The following is a 25,606-nucleotide window of genomic DNA, read 5'->3' as shown; positions in this document are numbered from 1 at the left end:
GGGCGATGGTGAAGCAACCAAGATCGACACCCTATTGAAAATTGGGCCTAGATTCATGTTGTTCGCAATAACGACCGTTTAATGAAACAGTGCTGACAAGATAAATTATTGCGGTTTAATAACGAAAAACCATCTGATAACATACGATGTCTTATAGGTATCTTAAGTGCATGTATGGTCAATCAAACGCCCATTCTTACCGTGACTCAGCTAAACCGCCACATCCGTTCCCTGCTCGAACATGAAATGGGAGAAGTCACCGTAGAAGGAGAAGTGTCTAATTTAAACAAACCTTCTTCTGGTCATTTTTATTTTCCTTAAAAGATGCTTTTTCCCAGTTACGCTGTGTTTATTTTCGCAATCGCCATACGCATGGACTCACCACCTTGCAAAATGGTCAGCAAATCCTTGCACGAGGAACCTTGAGTTTGTACGAAGCTCGCGGTGATTTTCAACTCATTGTTGAAGAATTCAGAGAAGCTGGTCAGGGGAATTTGCATCAGCAATTTGAACGGTTGAAAGCTAAACTGGCCGCCCTTGGTTTATTTGAATCTACTCGTAAAAAAGCCATTGTACGTTTTCCCCAGGTCATTGGAGTCATTACGTCTGCTAATGGTGCGGCTTTACGGGACATATTAACCACGCTGGCACGGCGTTTTCCTATCGCCAACGTCATTGTTTATCCAAGCGAAGTACAAGGCAAACAGGCACCCCAGCAACTCATTGCAGCCCTCCAGCAAGCCAATCAAGAAAAACGCTGTCATGTGCTTATTTTGGCACGCGGTGGCGGCAGTATCGAAGATCTTTGGGCCTTTAATGACGAACGCCTGGCTTATGCTATTGCTGACAGTCATATTCCTATTGTTGCCGGTGTTGGACACGAAACTGACTTTACCATTGCTGATTTTGTAGCGGACTTAAGAGCACCAACACCCACCGCCGCCGCAGAAGCAGTTACTCCCGACAAAAAAGACTTGCTTGTTATATTATCTACCCTAGAAACACGACTGAGTGCCGCGATCAAGCGCTATATACGGCATCAGCATCTGCTCCTTGGACATGCATTGCAAAAAATAAACTCGCCAGAACACATGGTATGCTCCTACTGGCAAACACTCGATTATTTACAAAGTCAATTAGGCCGAGCGGCACGCCATATCCTGGCCCAAAAACACCATCAACTGCATTTGGCAATGGCCCACTTAAACGCAACCAATCCAGCTTTATTGCTCCAGCAAGCAAGAAAGCAGCTGCATCACCTGGAAAATAACCTGAATTATCAAATAGCAACCCTGCTTCATCAATATAAACAACGGCTAACGACACTCCTCGCTACGTTGCACGCAGTCAGCCCTTTGGCTACACTCGACAGAGGTTATGCCATTGTAACTCATCATCATAAGATAGTATTTGATAGTCGAAACATCCATGAAGGTGATGTCATAAACATTCAATTAGCCAAGGGAACATTACAAGGCAAAATCATTGGCAAAGGAGAATAACTTGATGCATTCTTTTTACAAAATACTGATCAGGATATCCATTATTTTTATTTGGCTTCCGCTGAGTCAAGCTAACACATTGCCAGAAAATCATGCCATTAACGGCGGCCTCACCATCATCCCTATTGACATCAAACAAAAGCCGGAAGTCTATTACGATAACCATCGTGTTGCCGTCATCAAAAGCCCAAATCCAGATCAATGGCTCATGATCGTAGGTGTGCCATTAAGCAACATTCAATCCATTCAGCAATTGCATATGACCAAGCCCATGCAAGCAAACATTCCTTTTCACGTCAGCGATAAATATTATAAAACTCAATATCTGACCATTGATAATCAACGCAAAGTGGATCCTTATGCTGAAGATAAACAACGCATTGAAGATGAAAATAAAAAACTGACTGCTATTTTTTCCCAATACAGTCAGAGTAATCCTTTTGCCCATGGATTCATCCCACCGGCGTATGGCCCAATCAGCAGTCAGTTTGGACTCAAACGGGTTTATAATAAACAACCACGTGCCCCACATTCCGGCTTGGACATTGCAGCACCTGAAAACGCCCCGGTCACGGCCATTAGTCCAGGCAAAGTCGTTGAGGCAGGCGATTATTTTTTCACAGGCAATACCGTCATTATCGATCATGGCATGGGGATATTTTCCTTATACGCTCATTTAAAAAAAATAGACGTCAAACAAGGAGAGCAAATCAAACAGGGGCAACTCATTGGAACCGTTGGCATGACCGGCCGGGTCACAGGCCCACATCTTCATTGGTCCATGATCATGAATCAAACGTATGTGAACCCCCTGCTGTTTGTGCCGGAACGAACCATAGCCACAGTACCAAAGCAATCAAAAGCAAAAGAAGGATGAGGGTATTATTTATAAAAAAGAGCGTGATTCTCCCGAATAAAATAATGTGAATGATGCAAATGCTTGACCAACTTAACGCCAGTCTTGATTTGATTATTGCCCAAACCCAGATGAATTTTAAACTATTAGCCATGATCCTGCTGATACTCTGGTTGGTATTTTTCATCAGCTGTCTTGATAGGCGGCTGTTGTATTTAGGTATTTTTCCGCGGCACTTGCGTGGCATTCCCGGAATCTTTTTTGCTCCTCTATTGCATGCCAATTTTAACCATCTTTTTTTTAACTCCATTCCTCTGGTGGTCTTAAGTAACTTCTTGCTGGTTAACGGCTTAAACTTTTATATTGAAGCTACCCTCTTTATTACCATCGGCAGCGGCTTGTTACTTTGGTGTTTTGGACATTCTGGATTACACATAGGAGCAAGTGCCCTCATTACCGGTTATTGGGCTCTGCTGGTGAGTGATATTTATCAACAAGGAACTCTCACCGCTATCCTCTTAGGCGTCATCAGTGCTTATTATTTTGCAGGAATTTTTTTAGGCGTATTTCCAGGTAAAAAAGGCGTTTCATGGGAAGGGCATTTATTTGGTTTATTAACTGGATTTGCTGCCAGTTATTTATTACAAAGTCGGCCCATCCCCTATTAAGACCTGTCTTCAGAGTCGCCGAGCTGAGGCTTTTAGTCCCGCATAAGACGGGTTCTAACTTTATGCTGTAGGAAGAGCCGGAACAGAAGCCTCATCTATATCTGGTACAGAAGCTATTTCCATACACGCTATTGGTGCTGAAACGGCTCTTTCCTGAGTTTTTGCTGGGAAAAATCGATGCCTCTGGCTCGACGTCCCTTGCGTACCCAATGGCCGGCTTGCACAGCCTGATTCTTCATCATCTGCACTTTTAAAGTCTTCAAAAGCATCCGATTCATGATGAGTTACGTCATTAGTAAAAGAAAACGGTAATACACCACCGCGGATGATACCAGAGGCTTCAGCAATGGCAAGAGGAATGGCTACATCATCAAAAAATAATGCTTTCTTGGGCGCATCGAGGATCAGGCCGTTAGCAAATAAGACAGCTCCTTCTTGTAAGGATAATATCGTGGGATGCATACTCCCATCGGGTCGTTGTTCATAAACATGAGTAATTTTTGCACTCGTATTTACACCAATAAATCCTATCACGTCTGTGTCAGGCAATAATTTACTTAATTGTCGAGCCGGTGAAACAAATATTTGGCCGGTTTCATCATTAACGTATTCAAGACCGGAATAACAACAACTTAATACCACATTGATGACAGAAGTATTGAGTGTTTTTTCCAACCGTTTAACAAAATTAGCAAATTCATTAACGGCTTTGCTTTCAGCGTCCAAAGAAGGCTCTCCAGCAAAAAGCCAACCCGGTGTACCATGAGCTTCTAACCAAAGGGTGATGCCTTTTTTTCGATCTTTCGGAAAAATGGGTCTAAAATTTTTTATGAAATCATCCCCATCCGAAATCATGTCAAAAAACAATTGATTTTTATTTAAAATCCGATAACCAATCTCACTAAGCGCATCAACTACACCTCCGAATCGTACCGCAGGATCACCCACTCTATCGTAAGGAGAGCTTAAAACTACAGCACATGGTTTATCAGTCCCCGATAACCCTTCTCTCTTAGGAAACAGTATTTTATCAATCGTCTTACCCATGTCTGTATGTCCATTAAAAATAAATTAAATATGTTCCATAGTGACTTATAAGCGATCATCATTGTATCATATTTACGCACTTAATTCACATTATATATAAAAAATATCTTTAAATTTTATTTCTACACGACTCAGACTACAAGATGAATCATTTAATCGATATACTCTCCCCCTAAAAATGAGTGATGACGTAAGGTATGGCTAAATCAATATTACTTCGTGAAAATCTTCGTTCGAAGCAAGTTTGGGGACAACTGTATGGCAGCAGTTTACCCTTGATCTTGGCGGAATATAGCCAGGCTCAATCTGGCATAAAATTACTCATTACTCCAGATAATCTTAGCGCGACGCAACTTCAGGCCGAACTAGACTTTTTTCTTGAGAAAAAGGAACACGAGCCAGAATTATTAATGTTTCCAGATTGGGAAACCTTGCCTTATGATCAATTTTCTCCTCATGAGGATATTATTTCCGAACGTTTGTATTGCCTAAGTCGCCTGCAGCAAACGTCCAATGCCATCATCATTAGCGCGGCCAGTACCTTGATGCATCGCTTATGTCCACCACAGTTTTTAAATCAATACGCTTTAGTGCTCCGTGAGCAGCAAACGTTGGATACCGAATTATTTCGTCAGCAACTGCAACAGGCAGGCTATCACTGCGTCAATAAAGTGCTTGAGCATGGCGAATTTGCCCTACGCGGAGCCATGATTGATATTTATCCGATGGGCAGTCAAACTCCTTTTCGCATCGAATTATTTGATGATGTCATAGACAGTTTGCGTCAATTTGATCCGGAAACGCAACGAACCATCGCTAAAATAAATCAGATTCAGGTGTTACCGGCGCGTGAATTTCCTTTAAACGAACAAAGCATTACTCATTTTCGCCGAGCCTTTCGCGAACGATTTACAGGAAATCCCAGTCAATGTCCTGTATATGAAGCGGTTAGTAATCATCAATATCCCAGCGGTATTGAATATTATCTACCTCTTTTTTTTGAAGAAACTTTCACATTTTTTGATTATTTACCTCATGATGCCACAATCTGTTTGATTGAGGCCGTAGCTGAACAAGCTGAACAATTCTGGCAGGAGGTCAATACTCGATATGAGCAGCGCCGTTATGATATTAATCGCCCAATTCTTAACCCATCCGATTGCTTTTTAAACCCAACTGAATTATTCACCAACGTCAATCATTATTCTTCGTTAAAGGTTCAACACTGCCCAAGTGAAAAAAAAGGAGCCTTTAATTTTAACATAGACCATGCTCCTTCTTTGCCAATAGAGCGTCAAAACGCACAGCCTCTGCAGCGCTTGGCTGATTTCATTTCAGACAGTGGCCGCCGTCATTTATTGGTCGTAGAAAGTGCAGGCCGTCGAGAAGTCTTACTAGACTTACTAAAGCAAAGCAATATTATACCCAAAATCCAGACGTCATGGTTTGATTTTATTGAGGACAACACACCTATTAATTTAATAACAGGCCCGTTGATATATGGCGCCGAGTTGATAGATTCTGCCATTTCCATCATCGTAGAATCTCAATTATTTGGTGAACAAAGCATCCCTCAGCGACGAAGCTCGCAAAAAACCATCGACCCCGATCTTATCATTCGCGATCTGGCCGAACTTAGAGTAGGAGCACCAGTGGTTCATTTACAGTTTGGTGTAGGACGATATCAAGGCTTGCAACTCATTGAAAGCGGTGGCAACACCAATGAATTTCTGGTACTCGCTTATGCCGGTAATGATAAGATTTATGTTCCTGTTACCTCACTAAATCTCATCAGTCGTTATACAGGCGCAGACAGCGAACATGCCCCGCTGCATCGTCTGGGAACGGATCAATGGCAAAAAGAAAAAAGAAGGCCGCGGAAAAAATTCATGACGTGGCCATCGAATTACTTGATCTCTATGCTAAAAGAGAAGCAAAACCTGGGTATGTGTATCAATTGCCCGAAAACGACTATCAGCGTTTTGTCAGTGGTTTTCCATTTATAGAAACCACCGATCAAGAACAAGCCATTCATCAAATCATTGCAGACATGAGCTCTTCTCGCCCCATGGACCGCCTGATTTGCGGGGATGTTGGCTTCGGCAAAACCGAAGTGGCCATGAGAGCTGCCTTCATTGCCGTACAAAATGGTAAACAGGTCTGCGTTCTGGTTCCCACAACGCTTCTGGCCGGCCAGCATTTTACAACCTTTCGTGATCGTTTTGCCGAATTTCCTGTTCAAATTGAATTATTATCCCGTTTCCGTAGTGGCAAAGAAACAGAACAAGTCATTGAGACCTTGAAAAATGGACGAACCGACATCGTCATTGGCACTCATAAACTGTTTCAGCGCGACATCCAATTCCGTGATCTTGGTTTATTGATCATCGATGAAGAACATCGTTTTGGCGTAAAACAAAAAGAACATATTAAATCCTTGCGTACGCATGTCGATATCCTATCCATGACTGCAACCCCCATTCCCCGCACCTTAAATATGGCCATGGCCGGTATTCGTGACATTTCCCTAATCTCCACACCGCCCGCCAAACGGCTGGCTATTAAAACCTTTTGGCAGGAAAGAAATGATTCCGTATTGCGCGAAGCCATTTTGCGTGAAATTCTTCGTGGCGGACAAGTGTTTTTTTTACATAATAATGTACAAACCATTGAGCGTATTTGCCAGGATTTACAAACGTTAGTGCCAGAAGCAAACATTCGCAGTGCGCATGGCCAAATGCGGGAACGCGAACTTGAGCGCCTTATGTCGGATTTCTATCATCATCGTTTTAACGTTCTGGTTTGCACCACCATCATTGAAACAGGCATCGACATACCAACGGCCAATACCATCATCATTGATAGAGCGGATAAATTCGGACTAGCACAGCTGCATCAGTTGCGTGGCCGGGTTGGGCGTTCTCATCATCAAGCCTATGCCTATTTGCTAACCCCCAATGAAAAACTATTAACGCCAGATGCTGTTAAACGTTTAGAAGCCATTGTGTCCTTAGAAGACTTAGGCGCAGGATTTACCCTGGCGACCCATGATCTTGAAATACGTGGTGCGGGTGAATTGCTGGGTGAAGAACAAAGCGGCAATATTCATGCCATCGGATTTAACTTATTTATGGAAATGCTGGATCAAGCTGTCCATGATTTAAAAGAAGGGAAGACGCCTGAATTGTCTGCACCGATGCATCCAGGCCCAGAAATTGACCTGCGCTTAAGCGCCATTATTCCTGAAGAGTATATTGGGGATATCCACATGCGATTAATCATGTATAAGCGCATTGCCAATGCCAAAGACAAATTACAATTACACCAGTTACAAATTGAAATGATTGATCGATTCGGTGTATTGCCTCAACCAGTCAAGTATTTGTTATCGATAACTGAACTTAAATTATTAGCTGCTCAATTAGGAATTGCCCGTCTTCATGCCATGGATCAAAATGGCAAAATAGAATTTCTCGAATCTCCCAATATTAATGCAGGAGCATTAATTCATTTGATTCAGCTTCATTCCAAACGCTACAAAATGGAAGGACCAACTCGGCTAAAATTTATCTTAGACAGTACAACCCATGAAGAACGAATTCAGGAGATAAGTGCCTTATTAACCAAACTGATGAAGCAAGAGTAACTATATTCACAGCAATTGGGTTTTCGGCAAGGCGCAAATAAACGAGGCGAAGGAGTGTACACCACAGTATATGACTGAAGCTGAGCGAATTTGCAACATAGCCGAAAACTCAAGCGCGAAGAGTATATTCCCATACAATCGTTTCTGGTTGTGCAACAGCCTTATGAATAAAATCCTGATATCGCCTTTCAATAACACGCCGTTTTACTTTCAACGTCGGTGTAAGCACATCATTTTCAGTAGTCCAGGCGTCCTGAACCACTAAAATATGACTGATTTTTTCATAACTCTTCAAGCCTGCATTAACAACACGCAAGGTATTCTGCAAGCTTTCTTTGACTTCACTTTTCGGCTGTTTTCGTGCTTTCTGGTTCAATGAAACCAAGAGCACATTGCTTGCCAACTCCCGGCCAACCAAACACAAATGTTCAATCATCGGATTAGTCAAACCTTTTTTTCTATTGGGGTTGGAACAATAAATTCCCCTTTTTGATTTTTGAAATTTTCTGACAAGCGACCCAATATTTTAACTCGTTGCTTTGCATCAATGTCTGCAATATCTCCCGTACGCAGCCAGCCATCCTCAACAAGAGCATTCTTAGTTGCCATTTCATCCTTATAGTAACACGCCATAAGACACGGGGATTTCATCAGCAGTTCCTGATTATCACCTATTTTTATCTCAACCTGAAACCGCGGTGTACCTACATATCCTCGTTTGCGCTCTTTCAATAACGATAATGTCGCGTAAGCAAAATTTTCAGTTTGTCCATATCCTTCCTGAATGAGAATGCCCAACTTTTCAAAAAAGTCATTGATTGCTGTTGGTAAATGAGATGCTCCGGAAATATTGCCTCTTGAACGTTGCAAACCCAGTTGATGTTTGATTTTATGTTTAATAAACCCTGACAAAAAAGGAATTTTCAAAAGACCATTTAACAGGGTTTTAGGTAATTTTCGCTCAATTTTATGTTGAAATATGCCCCACACTCTAGGTACAGCCGCAAAAAATGTCGGCTTCACCTCCTGCAAATTCTTTGCAAACGTTTCCAGACTTTCAACAAAGGAAACCTCACTGACGATAGCAAGGCTTGCCAATTCAATCGCTGAACGTTCATACACATGGGCAAGCGGCAAGTAAGACAGGAGACGATGATGTTGTAAATCCGTTGTCCGACGTATGTCCTCAGGAAAAATGGCCAAATAATTCGCAATGGCTTCATGCGTATAGACAGCACCTTTTGGAGTATCGGCAGTACCAGAAGAATAAATAATAGTATAAACATCCTCTGCTTTTGGAAAAACAATGTCTTGCAGCGGCTCACCGGTCAACACATCTGGCCAACGATACGTCGTATTCAAATGCGCGTGATAATCAAAGCTCACCGTCCTGAATTTCTCAGGAATGTATTTTCGTGTTTCGACATGCTTATCCAGTTTACCAATAAAAACGAGTTCTATTTCCGCATGATTCAACACATACTCAATGCCGTCTTTATGCTGATTAGGAAATAAAGGCACATTCACCATACCGGCCAAAGTGATACCAAAATCGGCAATAAACCATTCCGCACAGTTCTTAGAATAAATAGAGACATGCGCGCCTTTTTTAAGCGCTAACGTTTGCAAAAAGCGCGCTACTTGACGTGCCTGATGCATAACCTGCATCCAGGTTAGCTCATGCCAAACACCAGCTTTGGGTTGCCGTAAATAAATTCGCCCGCCATTTTGCTGTTCATGTTTTAATAAAAGATGACAAATTGAATGTTTTAATGGACCAGACTGCATCCCTTTTTCTCCTACAGTCAAGACTGTCCTTCAGTGTCCCCAAGACCACGCATGAAAACAAACGTGACTTCGACATTCCGCCATTTATCCGGCGTTGTTGCAGAGTATGCCTTGCGACTCACCCACAAGATCTAGAACATGAGCTAAAGAACGCATGGATACTATCGAGTTCCACCTACGGTTAATGCGTCGATCTTTAAAGTCGGCTGTCCAACACCAACGGGCACAGACTGCCCATCTTTGCCACAAACACCAATGCCACCATCCAGTTTCAAATCATTACCTATCATGCTGATTTTTTTCATGACCTCAGGGCCATTCCCAATCAAAGTTGCCCCTTTCACTGGCCTTGTGACGCGACCATTTTCAATGAGATAAGCTTCACTCGCCGAAAATACAAATTGCCCCGACGTAATATCCACTTGTCCACCGCCAAAATTGACAGCATATAAACCATTTTGCACAGAACGTATAATTTCCTCTGGATCGTGGGAACCTGCCAACATATAAGTGTTTGTCATTCTGGGCATCGGCACATGAGCATAGGATTCTCGACGACAGTTTCCTGTGGGCTGCATGCCCATTAGTCTGGCATTTAATTTATCTTGCATGTAATTCACGAGTACCCCATTTTCAATTAAGGTCGTACATTGGGTTGGTGTGCCTTCATCATCCATCGTCAGTGAACCTCGGCGGTTTTCAAGGGTTCCATTATCCACCACCGTCACCCCAGGAGCAGCCACTACTTGCCCCAAACGCCCAGAAAACGCGGACAACCCTTTACGGTTAAAATCACCTTCCAATCCATGACCCACCGCTTCATGCAGCAGTACGCCAGGCCAACCTGGACCTAATACCACCGGCATCATGCCTGCCGGGGCATCCTCTGCCTCAAGGTTTACTAACGCTTCCCGCACCGCCTCCCGTGCATATTCCAGTGCTCTTTCCTGCTCCAGAAAAAACGAATAGCCCACTCGACCACCACCGCCAGAACGCGCGGATTCTCGGCGTCCATTTTGCTCAACAATCACACTGACATTGATGCTTACCAACGGTCTGATATCGGCAATCATTGGACTATGCATACCAGCGACCATAACCACTTCATAACATCCACTTAGCGAAGCATTGACCTGAATCACTCTGGGATCAAGCTTTCTTGCTTCTTTATCAATCGCTTCAAGCAAAGCAATTTTTTCCTGCTTGCTCAGGCCTTCAATGGGATTTTGACCTGCATAACGCACCACGGGTGCAGTAGCCACTTTAATGGCAGGTGTTATTTTACCACCGCTGAATGCGATGGAACGTGCTGCATCCGCTGCCCGCTCCATTGCTGGTAATAAAATATCATCGCAATAAGCATAACCTGTTTTTTCACCGCTGACGGCCCGAATGCCAACGCCGCGATCAATGGAATAACTGCCACTTTTTACTTGGGAATCTTCCAAATACCAAGATTCATAACTGCAGCTTTGAAAATAAAGATCTGCATCATCAATATAGCGATCCATCATGGAATGAATCAGTTTTTCTATTCCAGATTCATCTAATGCCGCCGGTTTTAATAAAATATCTTTAGCAATAGCTAATGTTGTTAACTTCATAAATTCTACCTACATGAATATATTTTATAATACATGGTGATCAAGGCAAGGAAACTCCTGACGCATATGATGTAATTGTTGTAAATCAATCTCCGCCACAATCATTCCTGTCCCCTGCCGCCGCCTGCTTAAAATACGTCCCCAAGGGTCAATAATCATGCTATGCCCATAAGTGTTTCGGCCATTTTCATGCAATCCACCCTGATTCGCTGCAAGAACGTAACATAAATTTTCAATAGCACGCGCTCTGAGTAACACCTCCCAATGTGCCTTGCCAGTGATTGCCGTGAACGCTGATGGTACTGTAAAAAGCTCAGCCCCTTTCATTACTAATTGTTGGTATAATTCCGCAAAACGCAAATCATAACAAACACTCAACCCTACTCGCCCTATTGGAGTGTCGACCACAACAACGTCGCTACCTGGTTCAATGGTTAAGGATTCTTGATGCGCCTCCTGTTCGGATACCCGCACATCAAATAAATGAATTTTATCATAACGTGCAACAACAATGCCCTTGTCATCATAAACCAAACACCCTGATCGCAAGCGATTTCCTTGCGTTTTCAATAACATCGTGCCAGCAATAACCCATAGCTGATATTGCCTAGCAAGTGTGCCAATTTTTTGTTGTATTTCACCTTGTCCATAGTCTTCCGCAACCTGAAATTTATCTTTTTCATTCATCCCCATAAATGCAAAATTTTCAGGTAAAACCAGCAATTTGGCTCCTTCATCTCGAGCATCAGCAAACCATTCGGAAAGTTGATTCAGATTGTTTTTGACGTTGGCTGATGAAACCATTTGAATCACCGCAACACGAGACATAATAAATCCTCTAAAATTTAATTAGCCAGTGGTAACTAACTGAATAGGCGTAGCTTTATTTTTTTAGATAACTACAACATACTATTGATTCAATATGAAGTTTTGGGGGTTAAGACCCACTTGTCAACAAAAAATCATCCCGATAAACTTGATATCGTAATAAAATGCCCTTATCTATATATCTATGCTAAAATAGAATATAAATCATCTGGAGTTACACATGAACAGAAATGACGTTTCCGTGTTAAACCGCAGAACAGAATCCGTTCTTGCCAGCAATAAGGTATTACGAAATACTTATTTATTGCTGGGCATGACATTTCTCTTCAGCGCCTTAACTGCTTATACTGCATTTGCAGTGAATGCACGTCCTCTCAATCCCTTGCTTTTTATTGTTGGAGTATATGGTTTGATGTTTCTTACCAATGCCCTAAGAAATAGTGCCTGGGGACTTGTCAGCGTATTTGCGTTTACCGGATTTATGGGTTATGCCATAGGGCCCATCTTGAATTTTTATATAGCAAATTTCTCAAATGGTTCGCAAATTGTTACCACCGCACTGGGCGGTACTGGCCTCATCTTTTTTGCGTTGTCCGGCTATGCCTTAACCACACGCAAAGATTTCAGCTATCTGGGAGGCTTTCTATTTGTTGCTGTTATGGTGGCCCTGCTGGCAATGATTGCTAATATATTCCTGCAAATTCCAGCCTTGTATCTTGGAATTTCTGCTGTATTTATATTAATTTCATCTGGCTTGATTCTTTTGCAAACCAGCGCCATCATTCATGGTGGTGAAACCAACTATATTTCTGCAACGGTCTCGTTGTTTGTTTCAATATACAACTTGTTTATCAGCCTGCTGAATCTTTTAAGCGCCTTTTCCGGTCGCGATTAAAACCCACGACACGTTGTCTTTTGCAAAGGACAACGTGTCGTCCTCTTTTTTCTTATAAAATCTCTGTACATGACAAAAAAATCTGTCATGCCCGCGCAGGCGGGCCACCATTTCTGGTTTGGCACGGAAGTAAATTAAGATAACTCGCTGACATACAATGAAAATCATATAATCTCGATCGCCAAAAGGAGGTTATATGGAGTGTATCAACGAGTTGAAGGATAGTTTAAACGTGTATTTTGGCTGGAACAAGGCGAGAATGACATGTTTTGTAAATATGCTACTTGTAGGATGAAACATGGAAGAAAAACAATATGATGTTTACATATTAGCCAGTAAAAAATATGGAACCTATATACCGGCATAACAAGTAACCTTGTGCAACGAATTTGGCAACACAAAGAAGGCTTGGCTGAAGGATTCACCAAAAAGTACAATGTTCATCACTTGGTTTATTATGAAATTCATTCGGATGTCTACGAAGCGATAACTAGAGAAAAACGCATCAAGAAATGGAACCGACAATGGAAAATAAACCTTATCGAGCAAAACAATCCCCAGTGGCTTGATTTGGGTATTGGATTATTTTGATAGATGGTTGCCCGCCTGCGCGGGCATGACAGATTTTTTGTCATGTACAGAGTTATAAAATGTCAGAATATTGACAACCTCTTAGAAAAATTAACCTGAATACATACTGTTACAAGGCAAAGTCATGCCTTGATTGTATTTTATTTGTGTCATTTCCGGCAGCGAAAATCCATTATTCACACGCAGTCATAAACCATCCTAAGAAGTACATTTCCGCCTGCGCGGAGAGGAAAAAAAATTTTGAGTCACCTTGCGAAGGCGTTTGTTAATTAAATGGTACGGGTCTTACTCTGCTTATTGCTGCTGCCAGCTTGCTTTTGAGCGAAATAATAGTTCCAGATCCTGTTCAGATTTTTTAAACTCGCCGTCTAAGCTAAACAATGGCCTTTGTGCCCGATAATATACGCCTAAAGGTACCGGATAATCAGGATAAGTGAGGCAGGCAAGACGCATTGCAGCTAGAAAATTAGCAGGATCATGCTGATAGTCACTTGCTTTTTCAGCATCTACCCGTTGCAGCATCCCATCCGCCAACGTCAGGCCATGCTCATGGTTTTCCCCAAACAATAAAGGAAACCCTTCCTTTAATGCTAACGTATTTTTTGAACGGTTAGCTTTTAAAGCAAAATTATCAAATGCACCCCGATTAAAGATATTGCAATCCTGATAAATTTCAATGAAAGCACATCCTTTATGTTCGTAAGCTTGTTTAAGAATCTCCGCCAAATGATTAGGATCTTTATCGACAGCACGCGCCACAAAACTGGCTCCAGCCGATAACGCCAAAGCCAGAGGGTTAATGGGCTGAACAGCAACGCCCATCGGTGAGGTTTTTGTGACCTGCCCTTGTTGTGACGTTGGTGAAAATTGGCCTTTTGTTAACCCATACACCTGATTATTAATCAATAAAATATTGAGGTTGACGTTACGGCGTAAACAATGAATCAAGTGATTGCCACCAATACTTAAAGCGTCGCCGTCTCCCGTGATGACCCATACACACAAATCATCACGCAGCGCTTTCAGGCCTGTCGCCACAGCCGTTGCCCGGCCATGGATAGTATGCAGTCCATACGTATTCATGTAATAAGGAAGACGACCAGCACAGCCAATACCAGACACGAATACATGTTGTTCCGGAGGTAAGCCAAGCTCAGGTAACACGCGTTGCAAGGCAGCTAAAATGGCATAATCTCCGCATCCTGGACACCAGCGAACTTCATTATCATTAGTAAAATCATCGCGACTGTAATTTATTTCATTCATGGCTAACGATTCCAACATGCGCTTTAATAGCCTCCACGAGACGGGTCGTCGTAAAAGGCTGGCCATTGCATTGAAGAATTGGCTGAACATCCCTCAAATACTTGGCCCGCAATATATCGCATAACTGACCTGTATTTAGTTCAGCCACCAGGATTTGTTTATAATTCTTTAAAATATCACCAAGTTCGGCCGGTAATGGATGTAAATGACGTAAATGCACCAATGCCACAGGGATGTTGTCGTTCTGACATTGTTTGCAAGCAGATTTAAGGCTACCATACGTACTGCCCCAACCAATTAACAAGGTAGGCGCATGAGGTTCCCCATCAATGCATACAGCCGGGTATTCGCGGGCAATATCAGCTATTTTTTTTGCACGCAGGTCCACCATCCTTTGATGATTTTTCGCATCATAACTGACGTGCCCATCTTCCCCTTCTTTCTCCAATCCACCCAGTTGATGAATGAATCCCGGAGTGCCCGGAATATTCCAGCTTCGACTCAAATAGTCATCTCTCTGATATGGTTTAGCAAAACGATTAAACTCAAGAGTCGGCATATTCAGTGAGTTTAATTCAGGAATTTCCCACGGCTCAGCCGCATTTGCCAGATAAGCATCTAATAAAACAATAACAGGGGTCATGTATTTAATTGCAAGGTTAAATGCTTCAATAACCGTTGCAAAGCAATCAGCAGGAGAAATAGCCGCCAAGACTGGTAAAGGCGCCTCTCCATGTCGGCCATACATTGCCTGACGAAGATCACTCTGTTCTGTTTTAGTGGGCATGCCCGTGGAGGCACCAGCACGCTGCACATCAACCAGCACCAATGGCAACTCAGTCACCACCGCCAACCCAAGACCTTCGCTTTTTAAGTCCAGACCAGGGCCCGATGTGCAAGTTAATGCCAAGCGTCCACCAAACGCTGCTCCAATACAGGCGCAAATCGCAGCAATTTCATCTTCGGCCTGCAAAAGATTGACACCAAAATCAGTTAACTGCGCGCATTCTTGTAAAATAGCCGATGCTGGAGTGATGGGGTATCCTGCAACCAGGGCTGGTGTTTTAGTGCATACAGCAACCGTAGCAACCGCAAGAGCCACAGCTTCAACGCCTGTGATTTGACGATAATTGCCAGGCTGCCGATTCATTTGTCCTAACATGTACTGACGGCGACTTAACTCCAAAGTCATCGCATAATTATAGCCAGCAAGTAAGGTTAGCTCATTGGCTTTAGCGATTTGCGGTGTTGATTTAAATTTTCTGGCAATAAAAGCAAGACAGTGGTCAGAAGGCAAATCAAATAACCACAACACCAGCCCCAACACATAAAAGTTTTTTGCTTTTTTTGCTTGGGCATGGCTTAAATCCAATGCTTCTACAGCCTTTAAGGTATTGGTGATTAAGGGTAAGCAAAGCACTTGATACTGCTGTTGTGCATCTTGCAGAAACTCTGGACCAATTCCTGCTTTTTCCCAATCTTTCGCTTGCAGACTGTCTTCATTAACAATCAATAACCCACCATGGTTTAGATACGGCAAAGAATTTTTTAATGCGGCCGGATTCAACGCCACCAGCACATCCAATGTTTCCCCAGCAGTAAACACAGCTTGTTCAGCCATAGCCAGCTGAAAACCCGACACACCGGCGACTGTTCCAGCGGGCGCACGAATTTCTGCTGGGAAATCAGGCAATGTTCGCACATCATGACCAGCCAGTGCTGCCGTGATGGTTAGCTGTTCGCCAACCAATTGCACGCCATCCCCAGAATCACCCGTAAGGCGGATAACAATCGCATCAGTCATTGACATAATTTCTCATATAAGTGAGGTCTGTTGATCATTTGTTTTACGGTTGCAAATGCCGCTGATTTATTCAGACCTGGTGTTTCTATCTTGCTTCCTGCATCAGTTGACGCATGGATCTTACAGCTTCTTTTAAGCCAGAAAACAGGGCTCTGGCAATGATCGCATGGCCAATATTCAACTCATTCAATTCATTAATAGCCGCAATCGGTTTAACATTATGATAATGCAAACCGTGACCAGCATTAACAATCAATCCCAGCTTAGCAGCATATTCAGCTGTTTGTCTAATACGTTTCAATTCTTCATGCTGCTCTTCTTTAGCCGCAGCCTCCGCATAACAACCCGTATGTAATTCAACAGCCTGAGCTCCTACGGCAAGAGAAGCATCAATCTGTTTGATGTCGGGATCAATAAATAAGGATACTTCACTTCCCATCGCCTGCATTCTTTTTACGGCATGTTCTACAAGTTTATAATGACTGACAACATCCAATCCGCCTTCAGTGGTCAGCTCTTCGCGTTTTTCAGGCACGAAACAAACATGAGCCGGAGCAATTTCTTCAGCAAAATCCAGCATGGGCTCTGTTACTGCCATTTCAAGATTCATTCGGGTTTGCAAAATTTCTTTAATTAAGCGGACATCTCGCGGTTGTATGTGGCGTTTATCTTCACGCAAATGCAGTGTAATCCCATCTGCTCCTGCTTCTTCAGCCTCTATCGCAGCCTGAACCGGGTCAGGATAACGGGTACCACGCGCCTGACGTAGCGTCGCAATATGGTCAATATTAACCCCAAGAAGTATATTTTTTTCATTTATCACCGTCTTTTTATGTTCTTAATGATTGATATAGCTTTCGTGATCTAATAGGTTTCCCATCCAGGACAAATTCAATAGTACGGCGCATCATCCATTTTACTGCTTTTAATGTTTCAACATCATCAAATTTATCTTGTGAAAAAGCAATAATATGCCTGCCTGAAACGCCGTTTTTCGCTTCTACAAACCCCTCACCATTCAATAGCTGATAGCAGCGATCCGCCAAAATAAGTCTTCCATCAATATCATACGTCAGCGACATCGAATAACCACAGCAAACCAGCAACATCCATTCAAAACGTCTTAAAGCCATTTCAATTTCAATACGGTCCTGCGCAACAAGCAAGGCATTTAATAGTGACTCATAAGCTTTGTAAAGTTTTGCAGATTCATCATTTGGACGTAAAAAATAATAAAGCAATTCATTCACGTAAAGAGCCGCAAAAAGCCCATGTCCTGTTAGTTGCAAAGGAGCAGTCATCATTTCAATCTGACGGACGTAGCAATGGTTCCCCTGCTGGTTAATCGCCAGCCATAACGGGGTAAACTCCTGCAGCAAGGCTTGCTTTTTAGGTGTACGTCCTCCCTTACATGTACTCGTGATAATACCCTGTTCAAAGGTAAAAAACGTCACCAGCGCACTAGTATCGCCTATCCAACGTTTATGTAATACCCAGGCATGCAGCGCATCAATGATCATAACCTAATTGCTTTAATAATCGTTCGTCATCTAACCAGCCGGGCTTGACCTTGCACCAACAACGCAAAAAAACCTTTTTACCTAATAATTTCTCCATATCCAATCGTGCGCTACTGGCAATATCCTTCAATTTACTGCCTTTATCGCCAATGATCATGCGCTTGTGATTTTCCTTGTCCACCAAAATGAGCGCATGGATACGTACAAGAGACTCTTCATCCCGAAACATTTCAATATCCACCGTTGTGGAGTAAGGTAATTCCTGACCACAAAGACGAAATATTTTTTCGCGAATTAATTCTGCACATAAAAAACGGGTGGGACGATCCGTCAATTGATCATCACCAAACAAATGAGGCCCTTCTGGCAGTACTGTTTTTAATTGATGCTGCAATGAATCGACACCAGTGCCTGTTTTGGCTGACAAGGGTAGGATTGCTGTAAAATCATGGAGTTGACTTAACGTTTGTAATCGGGGTAATAGGATGGCTTTATCTATAATTTTATCCACTTTATTAATCACCAGAAAACACGGTACCTTAACGTTTTTTATCAGTTCCAGAACGCTTTGATCCTCTTCTTTCCAATGAATTCCATCGATTAAAAAAACAATTGCATCCACATCGCGCAACACCCCAATGGCTGTTTTATTCATCATGCGATTAATGGTTTTACTTACTCCCTGATGAATTCCAGGCGTATCAACGTAGATGAATTGATCTTCTCCCTCGGTACGAATTCCCAGGATGCTGTGTCTGGTTGTTTGGGGTTTACGCGATGTAATGCTTATCTTTTGCTGTAATATTCGGTTGAGAAGAGTGGATTTGCCAACATTTGGCCGCCCCACCAAGGCAATATACCCACAATGTGATGTCATTAATAATAATCCAATTGATTTAAAACGTTATCAAAGTATGTCTGAAAATATACTGGCTTCGAACTCACAACTCTTTGATTGCGCATCTCTTAACTCCACCAGTAAAATTTGTAACCATTCTATAAGGCATTTTATCAGTCTGAATGCCTGAATACCAGTTGCAGCCGTTTTACATCCATTGACGAAAGAAAGTAGTTGCTATTTCATTGCAAACCAAATAGTCAAGCCCTAATATAAGTCATTTAATGTAAGGCTGAGAGAATATAGTGAAGAAAGGATTTTCGCTCATTGAATTATTGATCGTACTTGTTGTGATTGGCATTTTGGCCAGCATTGCCTATCCAAGCTATCGAGATTACATTTCCCGAGCGCGACGCAGTGACGGCCAGTCCGCATTATTAGACTTGGCAAGTCGTATGGAACGTTATTATTCCGAAAATCATACTTATCAAACCGCTACCATCGGTACTGGGAATGCCACGGATGTATTAAGTTCCGCAGTGTCTCCTGAAGGATGGTATACTTTGGCAATCAATAATCCAACCACGAGCACTTATACGTTGCAAGCCACACCAAGAAACGCTCAGGCAACCGCCGATACACTGTGCCAAACACTAACTTTGAATCAATTGGGGGTCAAAGGGATTGCTACCGGACCTGCAGGTAGTCCTACCGGAACGGCTTCCCAATGTTGGTAAACAACACAATCATTCTCAAAAATGACACATTAAAGACAATATGATTTTTATATAAACAATTTTTCATGTATAATTATAATAATATTTCTAAAGAGGCATTCCTCATGGTCAAAACACCCGCAGCAACTCCAACTACCATAGAACCTCATCGAGCCGAACCATCCGAAGGAATATGGTTTGAAACCAAGAGTGGGCGTAGAGTTGAATTAACAGCATCTGGTCTTGAGCAATGGTTTGCCCGCATCGAAGCTGGAATCCGCGAAAGTGCCGCTAAAAAGGCAGAAAATCGAGAAGCAGAAAAAACTTCTCCAGACTTAATTGCCCGTTATGCAAGCCAATATGGTTTTAAAAATCCAAATGATTTAATTGATTTTCTAAAATCACCTGCTGGTGAAACCACCCAAGAAGTCATTGGTGCTGAAATCGCTGAAGCAATTGCCTTGCAAGAAGAACTGCAACAGCAATTACGTGACGAGGAAATTAGACGGCATCGTTTAATCGCTTTGCTTTTATTTTATTTCATGAGCAAGCGTGATGCCAAAGCACAAGAATTAAGAGAGCGCATTCAAGAAGACATTGATAAGCTGTTGAAAGAGGAAATAGCAATTGAAAAAGCCAATCAAGCTATGTCAGCTGCTCCCGCCACCGCCGCCGCTGATTATGAGAGAGCAAAAATTGACTACCTCAATTCATTGGAAGAATTGAAAGAATTGAACAAGGGAATGGATGCGCTTATAGCAAAAACTGAAAAAATAGCCTTAAGATATTTAAAATATCAAAATAGCGCCAAAGAAGCAGAAAATAATATAAATGACTTATTAAACGGCAGAGATTTCCATACTTTAAGCGAAGAAGAAAAACTACCTCTTCACGCAAAAATTGACGATCAGATCGCAGCACTTACTAAAAAAATGGACATCAATGCCCGGCAAATTCAAAAACTTGTAGATTTAGGAAGCATGCATGATGGCGTGGTCGACGCAACTCACGTCCGTCAAGGTCTTGCTGAAGAAGAGTTTTTAGGAACACCATTATTAGAGGTTGCTCGAGCCAAGATTGAAGACAGCACAGCCGATAACCTGCATGTTGCTACCTTAAAAGACTTAAAATCTGTACTTAACGGCGACAAAGTGTTTTGCAATCGCTCAGGAAGTCCCGTGACCTCTCTAGACGAGGCCGAACTTGTTCTTCCGAAAGATATGGCCAGAATGCTTCGTGAGGAGAAAAAACAAATTGTTGAATATGAAGGAAAATATTATCTTATCAAACAAGGACAGGATGTAAAAGATTTATCCGTGGATGAAAAACATGCCGCTTACGAGGCATGTAAAAGCTTACGACCGCAAGAACGTGCTACAGTAAAACATTTGATTCAACACAACAACGGGCTAGAACATCGAGAAAACGAGCACCACAAAGACATCATTTTCCAAAAGCAACAACTTCAGATACAAAAAATCATGGAGTTCGCCAATGTGGTCGCAAGAATTCAGGCACAACGAGCAAATCAAGCTATCCTGGAGCAACAAGTGCAAGCCACGCTGGCTCAATCACAACCTTCACGGGGATTATCTTCATCCCCCACGATGGCACCTGTCATGGCACCCACTCCGCCTAAAATGACCCCTTTACCGACCACCCCGGCAAAGACTGCCGCAAGTCCCTCTCACCATACTCAAATGATGAAAATCTTGCAACCTGTCAGGAACGCCTTACCTCAAGAAATCATCGATGTATTGCAACAAAAATACGCCAATGTGCAGGATACAAAACTACAGCATGGATTAATGCAATTAAAGCCCGGCGAAAGAATTCCAGACCGGACCTGGCAAGCACTGATGCGAGTACCCATCCCTCGAGGAGTGATGAGCACCTTACAATCTGCCATGGAACGATTTGCAGCCGGTATGAGTGGCTCCATACTGGAAATAGATAAAACTAAGGAACATACACCGGCTGCGCCAAGACCCAATCCTTTATCCACCAATCCTTACGGTAGTCAGTAAAAACAGAAACAAATTTGTAATTTGTAGCCTGGTTAACGCAAAGCGATAATCAGGGTTTCACAGCCCGATGCCCCCGGATAGTGCTTCGCACTATCCAAGCTGCCATGAGACAACCGAGAAAAATTTATAGAAGACTTGCCAAGTTATAGCAAGTCTTCTAACATGTCAGGACATTGCAGCTTGTTAGTGAACAGACCATGATGATCGATAAACTGGTTGGTAATCAATCAATTATTATTACTCTTGATGTTGACGGCCTTTTATATGACAAGCTTCGTCACATTGCAGAAGCCGGGTTTTCTGTCGTTGAAATCAATAGCGTCGATCCTGCTTTGCTAACCAAAGTACTTCATGATTTCCCTAGTTTGCGCATTGGTGCAGGCAATGTCATTGATACCCAGCAATTGGAAAATTGCCATCAAGCTGGGGTAGATTTCGTGACTAGCCCGGGATTTATGCCAGCCATCGCTCAGACAGCCAACATCTATTCAATCAACTACCTTCCTGGCGTTGCTACACTTTCAGAAGCCATGCATGCCATGTCGTTGGGATGTCATCATGTCAGACCATACCCTGCAAATTTAACATTTTGTACTTTATTAAATAAATGCCTGCCATTATTGCGCTTATTCCCTGCTGAAATTGAATGGGAAGAAGCCGAACATTTTTTTAATCTGCCAGCCGTTGCCGCGGTCAGTATTCTTAACCCTGAAAGCAAGCAATTACCTGCTCTGGAAACCGTATAGCATCTAACGATTTTTAAATAAATCAATAAGCAACAATGCTGCGCCAAGACATATAGCACTATCAGCTAAATTAAAAATTGGCCAATGGTAGTTTTGGTAATATACATCAATAAAATCAATCACATGCCCTAGCATCACCCTGTCAATTAAATTACCCAATGCTCCTCCCAGAATCAGGCTTAGACTTATCAATTGCAAAAAAGCCTTAGGAGAAATTCGAGTAATCCAAATCGTTAGAATAATGCTCATAAGAGCGCTAAAACCAGCAAAAAACCAACGATGCCAGTCCCCTGTGCTGCTTAAAAAACTAAACGCCGCTCCTGTGTTATAAGCCAGGGTTAGATTTAACATAGGTATGACTGGGAAAGGCTGATAAAAAGATAACGTGTGCATTGCCCAATATTTACTTCCCTGATCGATTAAGATAACCGTCAGACTTAATAAAAACCAAGGCCATTTTTTCATGCAAATCGTCTCAACTCAGCATTGCCGCTAATATTATCCACACAGCGTCCGCATAATTCAGGATGATGAACATCTTCTCCAACATCCGGACGTCGATGCCAGCAACGAGCACATTTAGTATGAGCACTGGCCTGCACTTGAATTGCCACGCCTAAGTCCTTGTTTAAGACAACATCGGCCGGGCATTCCTCCAAAGGACGCACTGCAGCCGAAGACGTAATCAATAAAAACCGCAACTCATCACCCAAACGCACCAACAATGAATAAGCAGAGCGCTCGGCAAATACAACCACGTCCGCGGCCAGAGCTGATCCAATGATCCCTTCTTGACGTTTGTTTTCCAACGCCTTATTGACTTCATCGCGAATAACCTGCAGTTGTTGCCAGTCGTCCATTGCTAACTCTGAGAGTTCTGGCCAATCAGCATACCATTGTTCAAGAAACACTGATTCGCTGTGCTCTCCAGGTATTTCTTTCCAGATTTCTTCTGCAGTAAATGACAAGATAGGAGCAAGCCATCGAGTTAACGCATGAACAATATGATGCATGGCAGTTTGACAAGAGCGGCGGGCATTACTATTCACAGGGGTCGTGTATTGGCGATCTTTGATAATATCAAGATAGAAACTGCCCATATCAACTGCACAAAAATTATGAATTTTTTGATAAATCACATGAAAATGGTATTGTTCGTAAGCGGCAATGATCTCTTGTTGCAACTGCCGGCATCTTGCTATAGCCCACTGATCCAATTCAACCAATGCTTCCGCTGGCACTTTATCGCGCTTCGGCTCAAAATCAAATAAATTGGCTAACAAAAATCTGGCCGTATTGCGAATGCGTCGGTAGGCATCGGCATTCCGTTTAATGATCTCATCTGAAATACTGACTTCATTCCGATAATCCGTTGAGGCAACCCAAAGACGCAAAATGTCAGCGCCATGTTGTTCAACCAGTTTATCCAAAGCAATGTAATTGCCTTTTGATTTTGATAGTTTTTTACCTTCGGCATCGACGGTATAACCGTGCGTTAATACCGTTTTATAAGGTGGCTCACCATACATTGCCACCGCTGTTGTTAACGATGAATTAAACCAACCGCGATGCTGATCGGAGCCTTCAAAATAAACATCTGCCGGAAAACCTAAATCAGCTCCATGCTTTAAAACACAAAAATGGGATACCCCTGAATCAAACCATACATCCAGTGTATCATTTACTTTTTCATAATCCTGAGCCTCTTCACCCAAAAGTTCAGCTGCATCCAAGTCGAACCAGGCATCAATTCCATTAATATCAACGCGTTTGGCTATTTTTTCCAGTAACACGACAGTATGCGGGTGTAATTCTCGTGTGGATTTATGCACAAACAAAGGAATGGGAGTTCCCCAAGCTCTTTGTCTTGAAATACACCAGTCCGGCCTATTTTCAACCATCAACCGTATACGAGCTTTTCCCCAGTCTGGAATCCAGTCGACTTTCTCAATCTGTTTTAAGAGATGATGACGTAAACCGGCCTTATCCATAGCAATAAACCACTGCGGCGTCGCGCGGAATATCACAGGTGATTTATGTCGCCAGCAATGAGGATAACTATGACGAGTCATTTCTTCATGAAGAAGCGTTCCACCTGCTCTTAATACTTCCAATATCTGATGATTTACTTTCAGTACGTGTAACCCGGCGAATTGCGGCACATCCTCTGCATAACAGCCATTTCCCATGACTGGGTTGACCAGTGGCAGATCATAACGTTTGCCAACAAGATAATCATCTGGGCCATGAGCAGGTGCGGTATGCACACAACCAGTTCCAGATTCAGTAGTAACATGCTCACCAAGTACAATGGGTACTTGTCGGGAATTAAATGGGTGTTGCAGCATCATGCGTTCGAAAACAGCCCCCTTGACATGGCCTAAGAGTGTGAATTTCTCAACTCCATATCGTCCCATCACCGTTTCAACCAGCTCACGAGCAATTAGGAAATACCGATGACCAGCATCAACCAGCGTATACTCTAATTCAGGATGCAGACAAACGGCTTCATTGGCTGGCAGTGTCCATGGTGTGGTTGTCCAAATTGGGACAATCAATGGCTTCAGCAGCAGAGCACGCCCTACTTTCGCAAGAAACTGTTCAGATTCCACGGCAAAAAAAGCGACATCAATGGAAGGAGAGGTTTTTTCTTCATAATCCACTTCTGCTTCTGCCAGTGCCGAACCGCAATCAATACACCAGTGTACTGGCTTAAATCCCTGCTGTAGATGGCCATTTTCAATAATTTTGGCCAAAGCACGAATAATATTGGCTTCGTAAATATAGTCCATCGTCACATAAGGATGGTACCAATCACCAAATACTCCCAAGCGTTTAAATTCATTTCTTTGAATATCAATTTGGCCGGCAGCGTACTCTCGACATTTATGGCGAAATTCACTGGCACTTATTTTAACCCCGGCCTTGCCTTCCTTTTTTTCAACATTCAATTCTATGGGTAGACCATGACAATCCCAACCCGGCTTAAAGGGCGCATCATAGCCACTTAAGGATTTTGATTTAATGATGATGTCTTTAAGAATTTTATTTAAGGCATGACCGCAATGCAGATGGCCATTTGCATAAGGGGGTCCATCATGAAGGATAAAACGTTTTCCGTTCTTCCTGGCCATTCGAATTTTTTCATAAATTGCCTGTGCATCCCATTCAGCCAATGTTTGCGGTTCTCGCTGAGCAAGATTTGCTTTCATGGGAAATAAGGTATGGGGTAAATTCAATGTATCTTTATATTCAGCCATCAGG

Annotated in this window: 18 protein-coding genes and 3 pseudogenes; 9 read left to right on the top strand and 12 right to left on the bottom strand. The window is 42.6% G+C overall.

The features are described 5' to 3' along the window. Positions 1–174 precede the first annotated feature (174 nt). The 3 genes and pseudogenes from xseA (at position 175) to LOA_RS05305 (ending at position 3,026) form a co-directional block, all read left to right on the top strand. A pseudogene (xseA, locus tag LOA_RS05315) lies at positions 175–1,502 on the top strand (exodeoxyribonuclease VII large subunit). A gap of 4 nt (positions 1,503–1,506) precedes the next feature. Beyond that, positions 1,507–2,379, top strand: a complete 873-nt coding sequence (locus LOA_RS05310; protein WP_025385454.1) for a peptidoglycan DD-metalloendopeptidase family protein — start codon at positions 1,507–1,509, stop codon at positions 2,377–2,379. A gap of 59 nt (positions 2,380–2,438) precedes the next feature. Further along, positions 2,439–3,026, top strand: coding sequence for a rhomboid family intramembrane serine protease (locus LOA_RS05305; protein WP_025385453.1), 588 nt, complete (start codon positions 2,439–2,441; stop codon positions 3,024–3,026). A 60-nt stretch (positions 3,027–3,086) separates the two neighbouring features. Here LOA_RS05305 and LOA_RS05300 read toward each other — a convergent pair whose 3' ends face one another. Further along, complete coding sequence (locus LOA_RS05300) at positions 3,087–4,073, bottom strand: hypothetical protein (protein ID WP_025385452.1); 987 nt, start codon at positions 4,071–4,073, stop codon at positions 3,087–3,089. A gap of 197 nt (positions 4,074–4,270) precedes the next feature. Here LOA_RS05300 and mfd point away from each other — a divergent pair. Beyond that, a pseudogene (gene mfd, locus LOA_RS05295) lies at positions 4,271–7,719 on the top strand (transcription-repair coupling factor). A gap of 109 nt (positions 7,720–7,828) precedes the next feature. Here the strand turns inward: mfd and LOA_RS15210 are convergent. The 4 genes from LOA_RS15210 to LOA_RS05280 form a co-directional block, all read right to left on the bottom strand. Next, positions 7,829–8,155, bottom strand: a complete 327-nt coding sequence (locus LOA_RS15210; RefSeq protein ID WP_238551335.1) for a hypothetical protein — start codon at positions 8,153–8,155, stop codon at positions 7,829–7,831. A gap of 8 nt (positions 8,156–8,163) precedes the next feature. Continuing rightward, entirely contained in the window at positions 8,164–9,507 is a 1,344-nt protein-coding gene (locus LOA_RS05290) for an AMP-binding protein (RefSeq protein ID WP_238551334.1), read from the bottom strand. Between the two features lie 161 nt (positions 9,508–9,668). Next, positions 9,669–11,111, bottom strand: coding sequence for a metalloprotease TldD (tldD, locus tag LOA_RS05285; RefSeq protein ID WP_042238744.1), 1,443 nt, complete (start codon positions 11,109–11,111; stop codon positions 9,669–9,671). Between the two features lie 24 nt (positions 11,112–11,135). Continuing rightward, on the bottom strand, positions 11,136–11,939 hold the full coding sequence (locus LOA_RS05280; RefSeq protein ID WP_025385451.1) for a carbon-nitrogen hydrolase family protein: 804 nt from the start codon (positions 11,937–11,939) through the stop codon (positions 11,136–11,138). A gap of 220 nt (positions 11,940–12,159) precedes the next feature. Here LOA_RS05280 and LOA_RS05275 point away from each other — a divergent pair, with 220 nt between their 5' ends. Next, positions 12,160–12,834 (top strand): Bax inhibitor-1/YccA family protein, encoded by a 675-nt coding sequence (locus tag LOA_RS05275; RefSeq protein WP_025385450.1) that lies wholly within the window; start codon positions 12,160–12,162, stop codon positions 12,832–12,834. Between the two features lie 298 nt (positions 12,835–13,132). Next, positions 13,133–13,425: pseudogene (locus tag LOA_RS05270) on the top strand (GIY-YIG nuclease family protein). Positions 13,426–13,719: 294 nt separating this feature from the next. Here the strand turns inward: LOA_RS05270 and LOA_RS05265 are convergent. The 5 genes from LOA_RS05265 to era all read right to left on the bottom strand — a co-directional run bounded on the left by LOA_RS05265 (position 13,720) and on the right by era (position 18,892). Further along, the gene (locus LOA_RS05265; RefSeq protein WP_025385449.1) at positions 13,720–14,691 is read right to left on the bottom strand and encodes a 2-oxoacid:ferredoxin oxidoreductase subunit beta; all 972 of its coding nucleotides are present in this window, start codon (positions 14,689–14,691) and stop codon (positions 13,720–13,722) included. Beyond that, entirely contained in the window at positions 14,684–16,501 is a 1,818-nt protein-coding gene (locus LOA_RS05260) for a 2-oxoacid:acceptor oxidoreductase subunit alpha (RefSeq protein WP_025385448.1), read from the bottom strand. Before LOA_RS05260 ends, LOA_RS05265 begins: the two co-directional genes overlap by 8 nt. Before the next feature lie 79 nt (positions 16,502–16,580). Continuing rightward, positions 16,581–17,318 (bottom strand): pyridoxine 5'-phosphate synthase, encoded by a 738-nt coding sequence (gene pdxJ, locus LOA_RS05255; protein ID WP_025385447.1) that lies wholly within the window; start codon positions 17,316–17,318, stop codon positions 16,581–16,583. Between the two features lie 7 nt (positions 17,319–17,325). Next, positions 17,326–18,015: a DNA repair protein RecO gene (gene recO, locus LOA_RS05250; RefSeq protein ID WP_025385446.1), complete on the bottom strand. Its 690-nt coding sequence runs from the start codon at positions 18,013–18,015 to the stop codon at positions 17,326–17,328. After that, the gene (gene era, locus LOA_RS05245; RefSeq protein WP_025385445.1) at positions 18,005–18,892 is read right to left on the bottom strand and encodes a GTPase Era; all 888 of its coding nucleotides are present in this window, start codon (positions 18,890–18,892) and stop codon (positions 18,005–18,007) included. Before era ends, recO begins: the two co-directional genes overlap by 11 nt. 266 nt (positions 18,893–19,158) lie before the next feature. On the opposite strand from era, the gene LOA_RS05240 reads away from it, so the two are divergent. From LOA_RS05240 to LOA_RS05230, 3 genes are all read left to right on the top strand, one after another. Beyond that, entirely contained in the window at positions 19,159–19,590 is a 432-nt protein-coding gene (locus LOA_RS05240; protein ID WP_025385444.1) for a type IV pilin protein, read from the top strand. Positions 19,591–19,694: 104 nt separating this feature from the next. Beyond that, positions 19,695–21,596, top strand: coding sequence for a hypothetical protein (locus LOA_RS05235; RefSeq protein WP_025385443.1), 1,902 nt, complete (start codon positions 19,695–19,697; stop codon positions 21,594–21,596). A 197-nt stretch (positions 21,597–21,793) separates the two neighbouring features. After that, positions 21,794–22,342 (top strand): bifunctional 4-hydroxy-2-oxoglutarate aldolase/2-dehydro-3-deoxy-phosphogluconate aldolase, encoded by a 549-nt coding sequence (locus LOA_RS05230; RefSeq protein ID WP_025385442.1) that lies wholly within the window; start codon positions 21,794–21,796, stop codon positions 22,340–22,342. Between the two features lie 3 nt (positions 22,343–22,345). On the opposite strand, the gene lspA is transcribed toward LOA_RS05230, so the two are convergent. Both lspA and ileS read right to left on the bottom strand, forming a co-directional pair. Continuing rightward, entirely contained in the window at positions 22,346–22,807 is a 462-nt protein-coding gene (gene lspA, locus LOA_RS05225; RefSeq protein WP_025385441.1) for a signal peptidase II, read from the bottom strand. Beyond that, positions 22,804–25,602 carry an isoleucine--tRNA ligase gene (ileS, locus tag LOA_RS05220; RefSeq protein WP_025385440.1) on the bottom strand — a complete coding sequence of 933 codons (2,799 nt, stop codon included), beginning with the start codon at positions 25,600–25,602 and terminating at the stop codon, positions 22,804–22,806. The genes lspA and ileS overlap by 4 nt, the downstream gene beginning before the upstream one ends. Positions 25,603–25,606: the final 4 nt, after the last annotated feature.

Origin of the sequence: Legionella oakridgensis ATCC 33761 = DSM 21215, from assembly GCF_000512355.1 — a bacterium.
In the GTDB taxonomy this organism is placed as follows: Bacteria; Pseudomonadota; Gammaproteobacteria; order Legionellales; family Legionellaceae; genus Legionella_A; species Legionella_A oakridgensis.
Note: the sequence above shows the minus strand (reverse complement) of the source record. Positions and strands in the feature narration are given on the sequence as shown.

Coding starts and splice junctions, on each gene's coding strand:
- LOA_RS05260 (WP_025385448.1), bottom strand. CDS start 16,501: ATGTCAATGACTGATGCGATTGTTATCCGCCTTACGGGTGATTCTGGG.
- tldD (WP_042238744.1), bottom strand. CDS start 11,111: ATGAAGTTAACAACATTAGCTATTGCTAAAGATATTTTATTAAAACCG.
- LOA_RS15210 (WP_238551335.1), bottom strand. CDS start 8,155: ATGATTGAACATTTGTGTTTGGTTGGCCGGGAGTTGGCAAGCAATGTG.
- LOA_RS05305 (WP_025385453.1), top strand. CDS start 2,439: ATGCTTGACCAACTTAACGCCAGTCTTGATTTGATTATTGCCCAAACC.
- lspA (WP_025385441.1), bottom strand. CDS start 22,807: ATGAAAAAATGGCCTTGGTTTTTATTAAGTCTGACGGTTATCTTAATC.
- LOA_RS05310 (WP_025385454.1), top strand. CDS start 1,507: ATGCATTCTTTTTACAAAATACTGATCAGGATATCCATTATTTTTATT.
- era (WP_025385445.1), bottom strand. CDS start 18,892: ATGACATCACATTGTGGGTATATTGCCTTGGTGGGGCGGCCAAATGTT.
- LOA_RS05280 (WP_025385451.1), bottom strand. CDS start 11,939: ATGTCTCGTGTTGCGGTGATTCAAATGGTTTCATCAGCCAACGTCAAA.
- recO (WP_025385446.1), bottom strand. CDS start 18,015: ATGATCATTGATGCGCTGCATGCCTGGGTATTACATAAACGTTGGATA.
- LOA_RS05275 (WP_025385450.1), top strand. CDS start 12,160: ATGAACAGAAATGACGTTTCCGTGTTAAACCGCAGAACAGAATCCGTT.
- LOA_RS05300 (WP_025385452.1), bottom strand. CDS start 4,073: ATGGGTAAGACGATTGATAAAATACTGTTTCCTAAGAGAGAAGGGTTA.
- LOA_RS05230 (WP_025385442.1), top strand. CDS start 21,794: ATGATGATCGATAAACTGGTTGGTAATCAATCAATTATTATTACTCTT.
- LOA_RS05290 (WP_238551334.1), bottom strand. CDS start 9,507: ATGCAGTCTGGTCCATTAAAACATTCAATTTGTCATCTTTTATTAAAA.
- LOA_RS05265 (WP_025385449.1), bottom strand. CDS start 14,691: ATGAATGAAATAAATTACAGTCGCGATGATTTTACTAATGATAATGAA.
- LOA_RS05235 (WP_025385443.1), top strand. CDS start 19,695: ATGGTCAAAACACCCGCAGCAACTCCAACTACCATAGAACCTCATCGA.
- ileS (WP_025385440.1), bottom strand. CDS start 25,602: ATGGCTGAATATAAAGATACATTGAATTTACCCCATACCTTATTTCCC.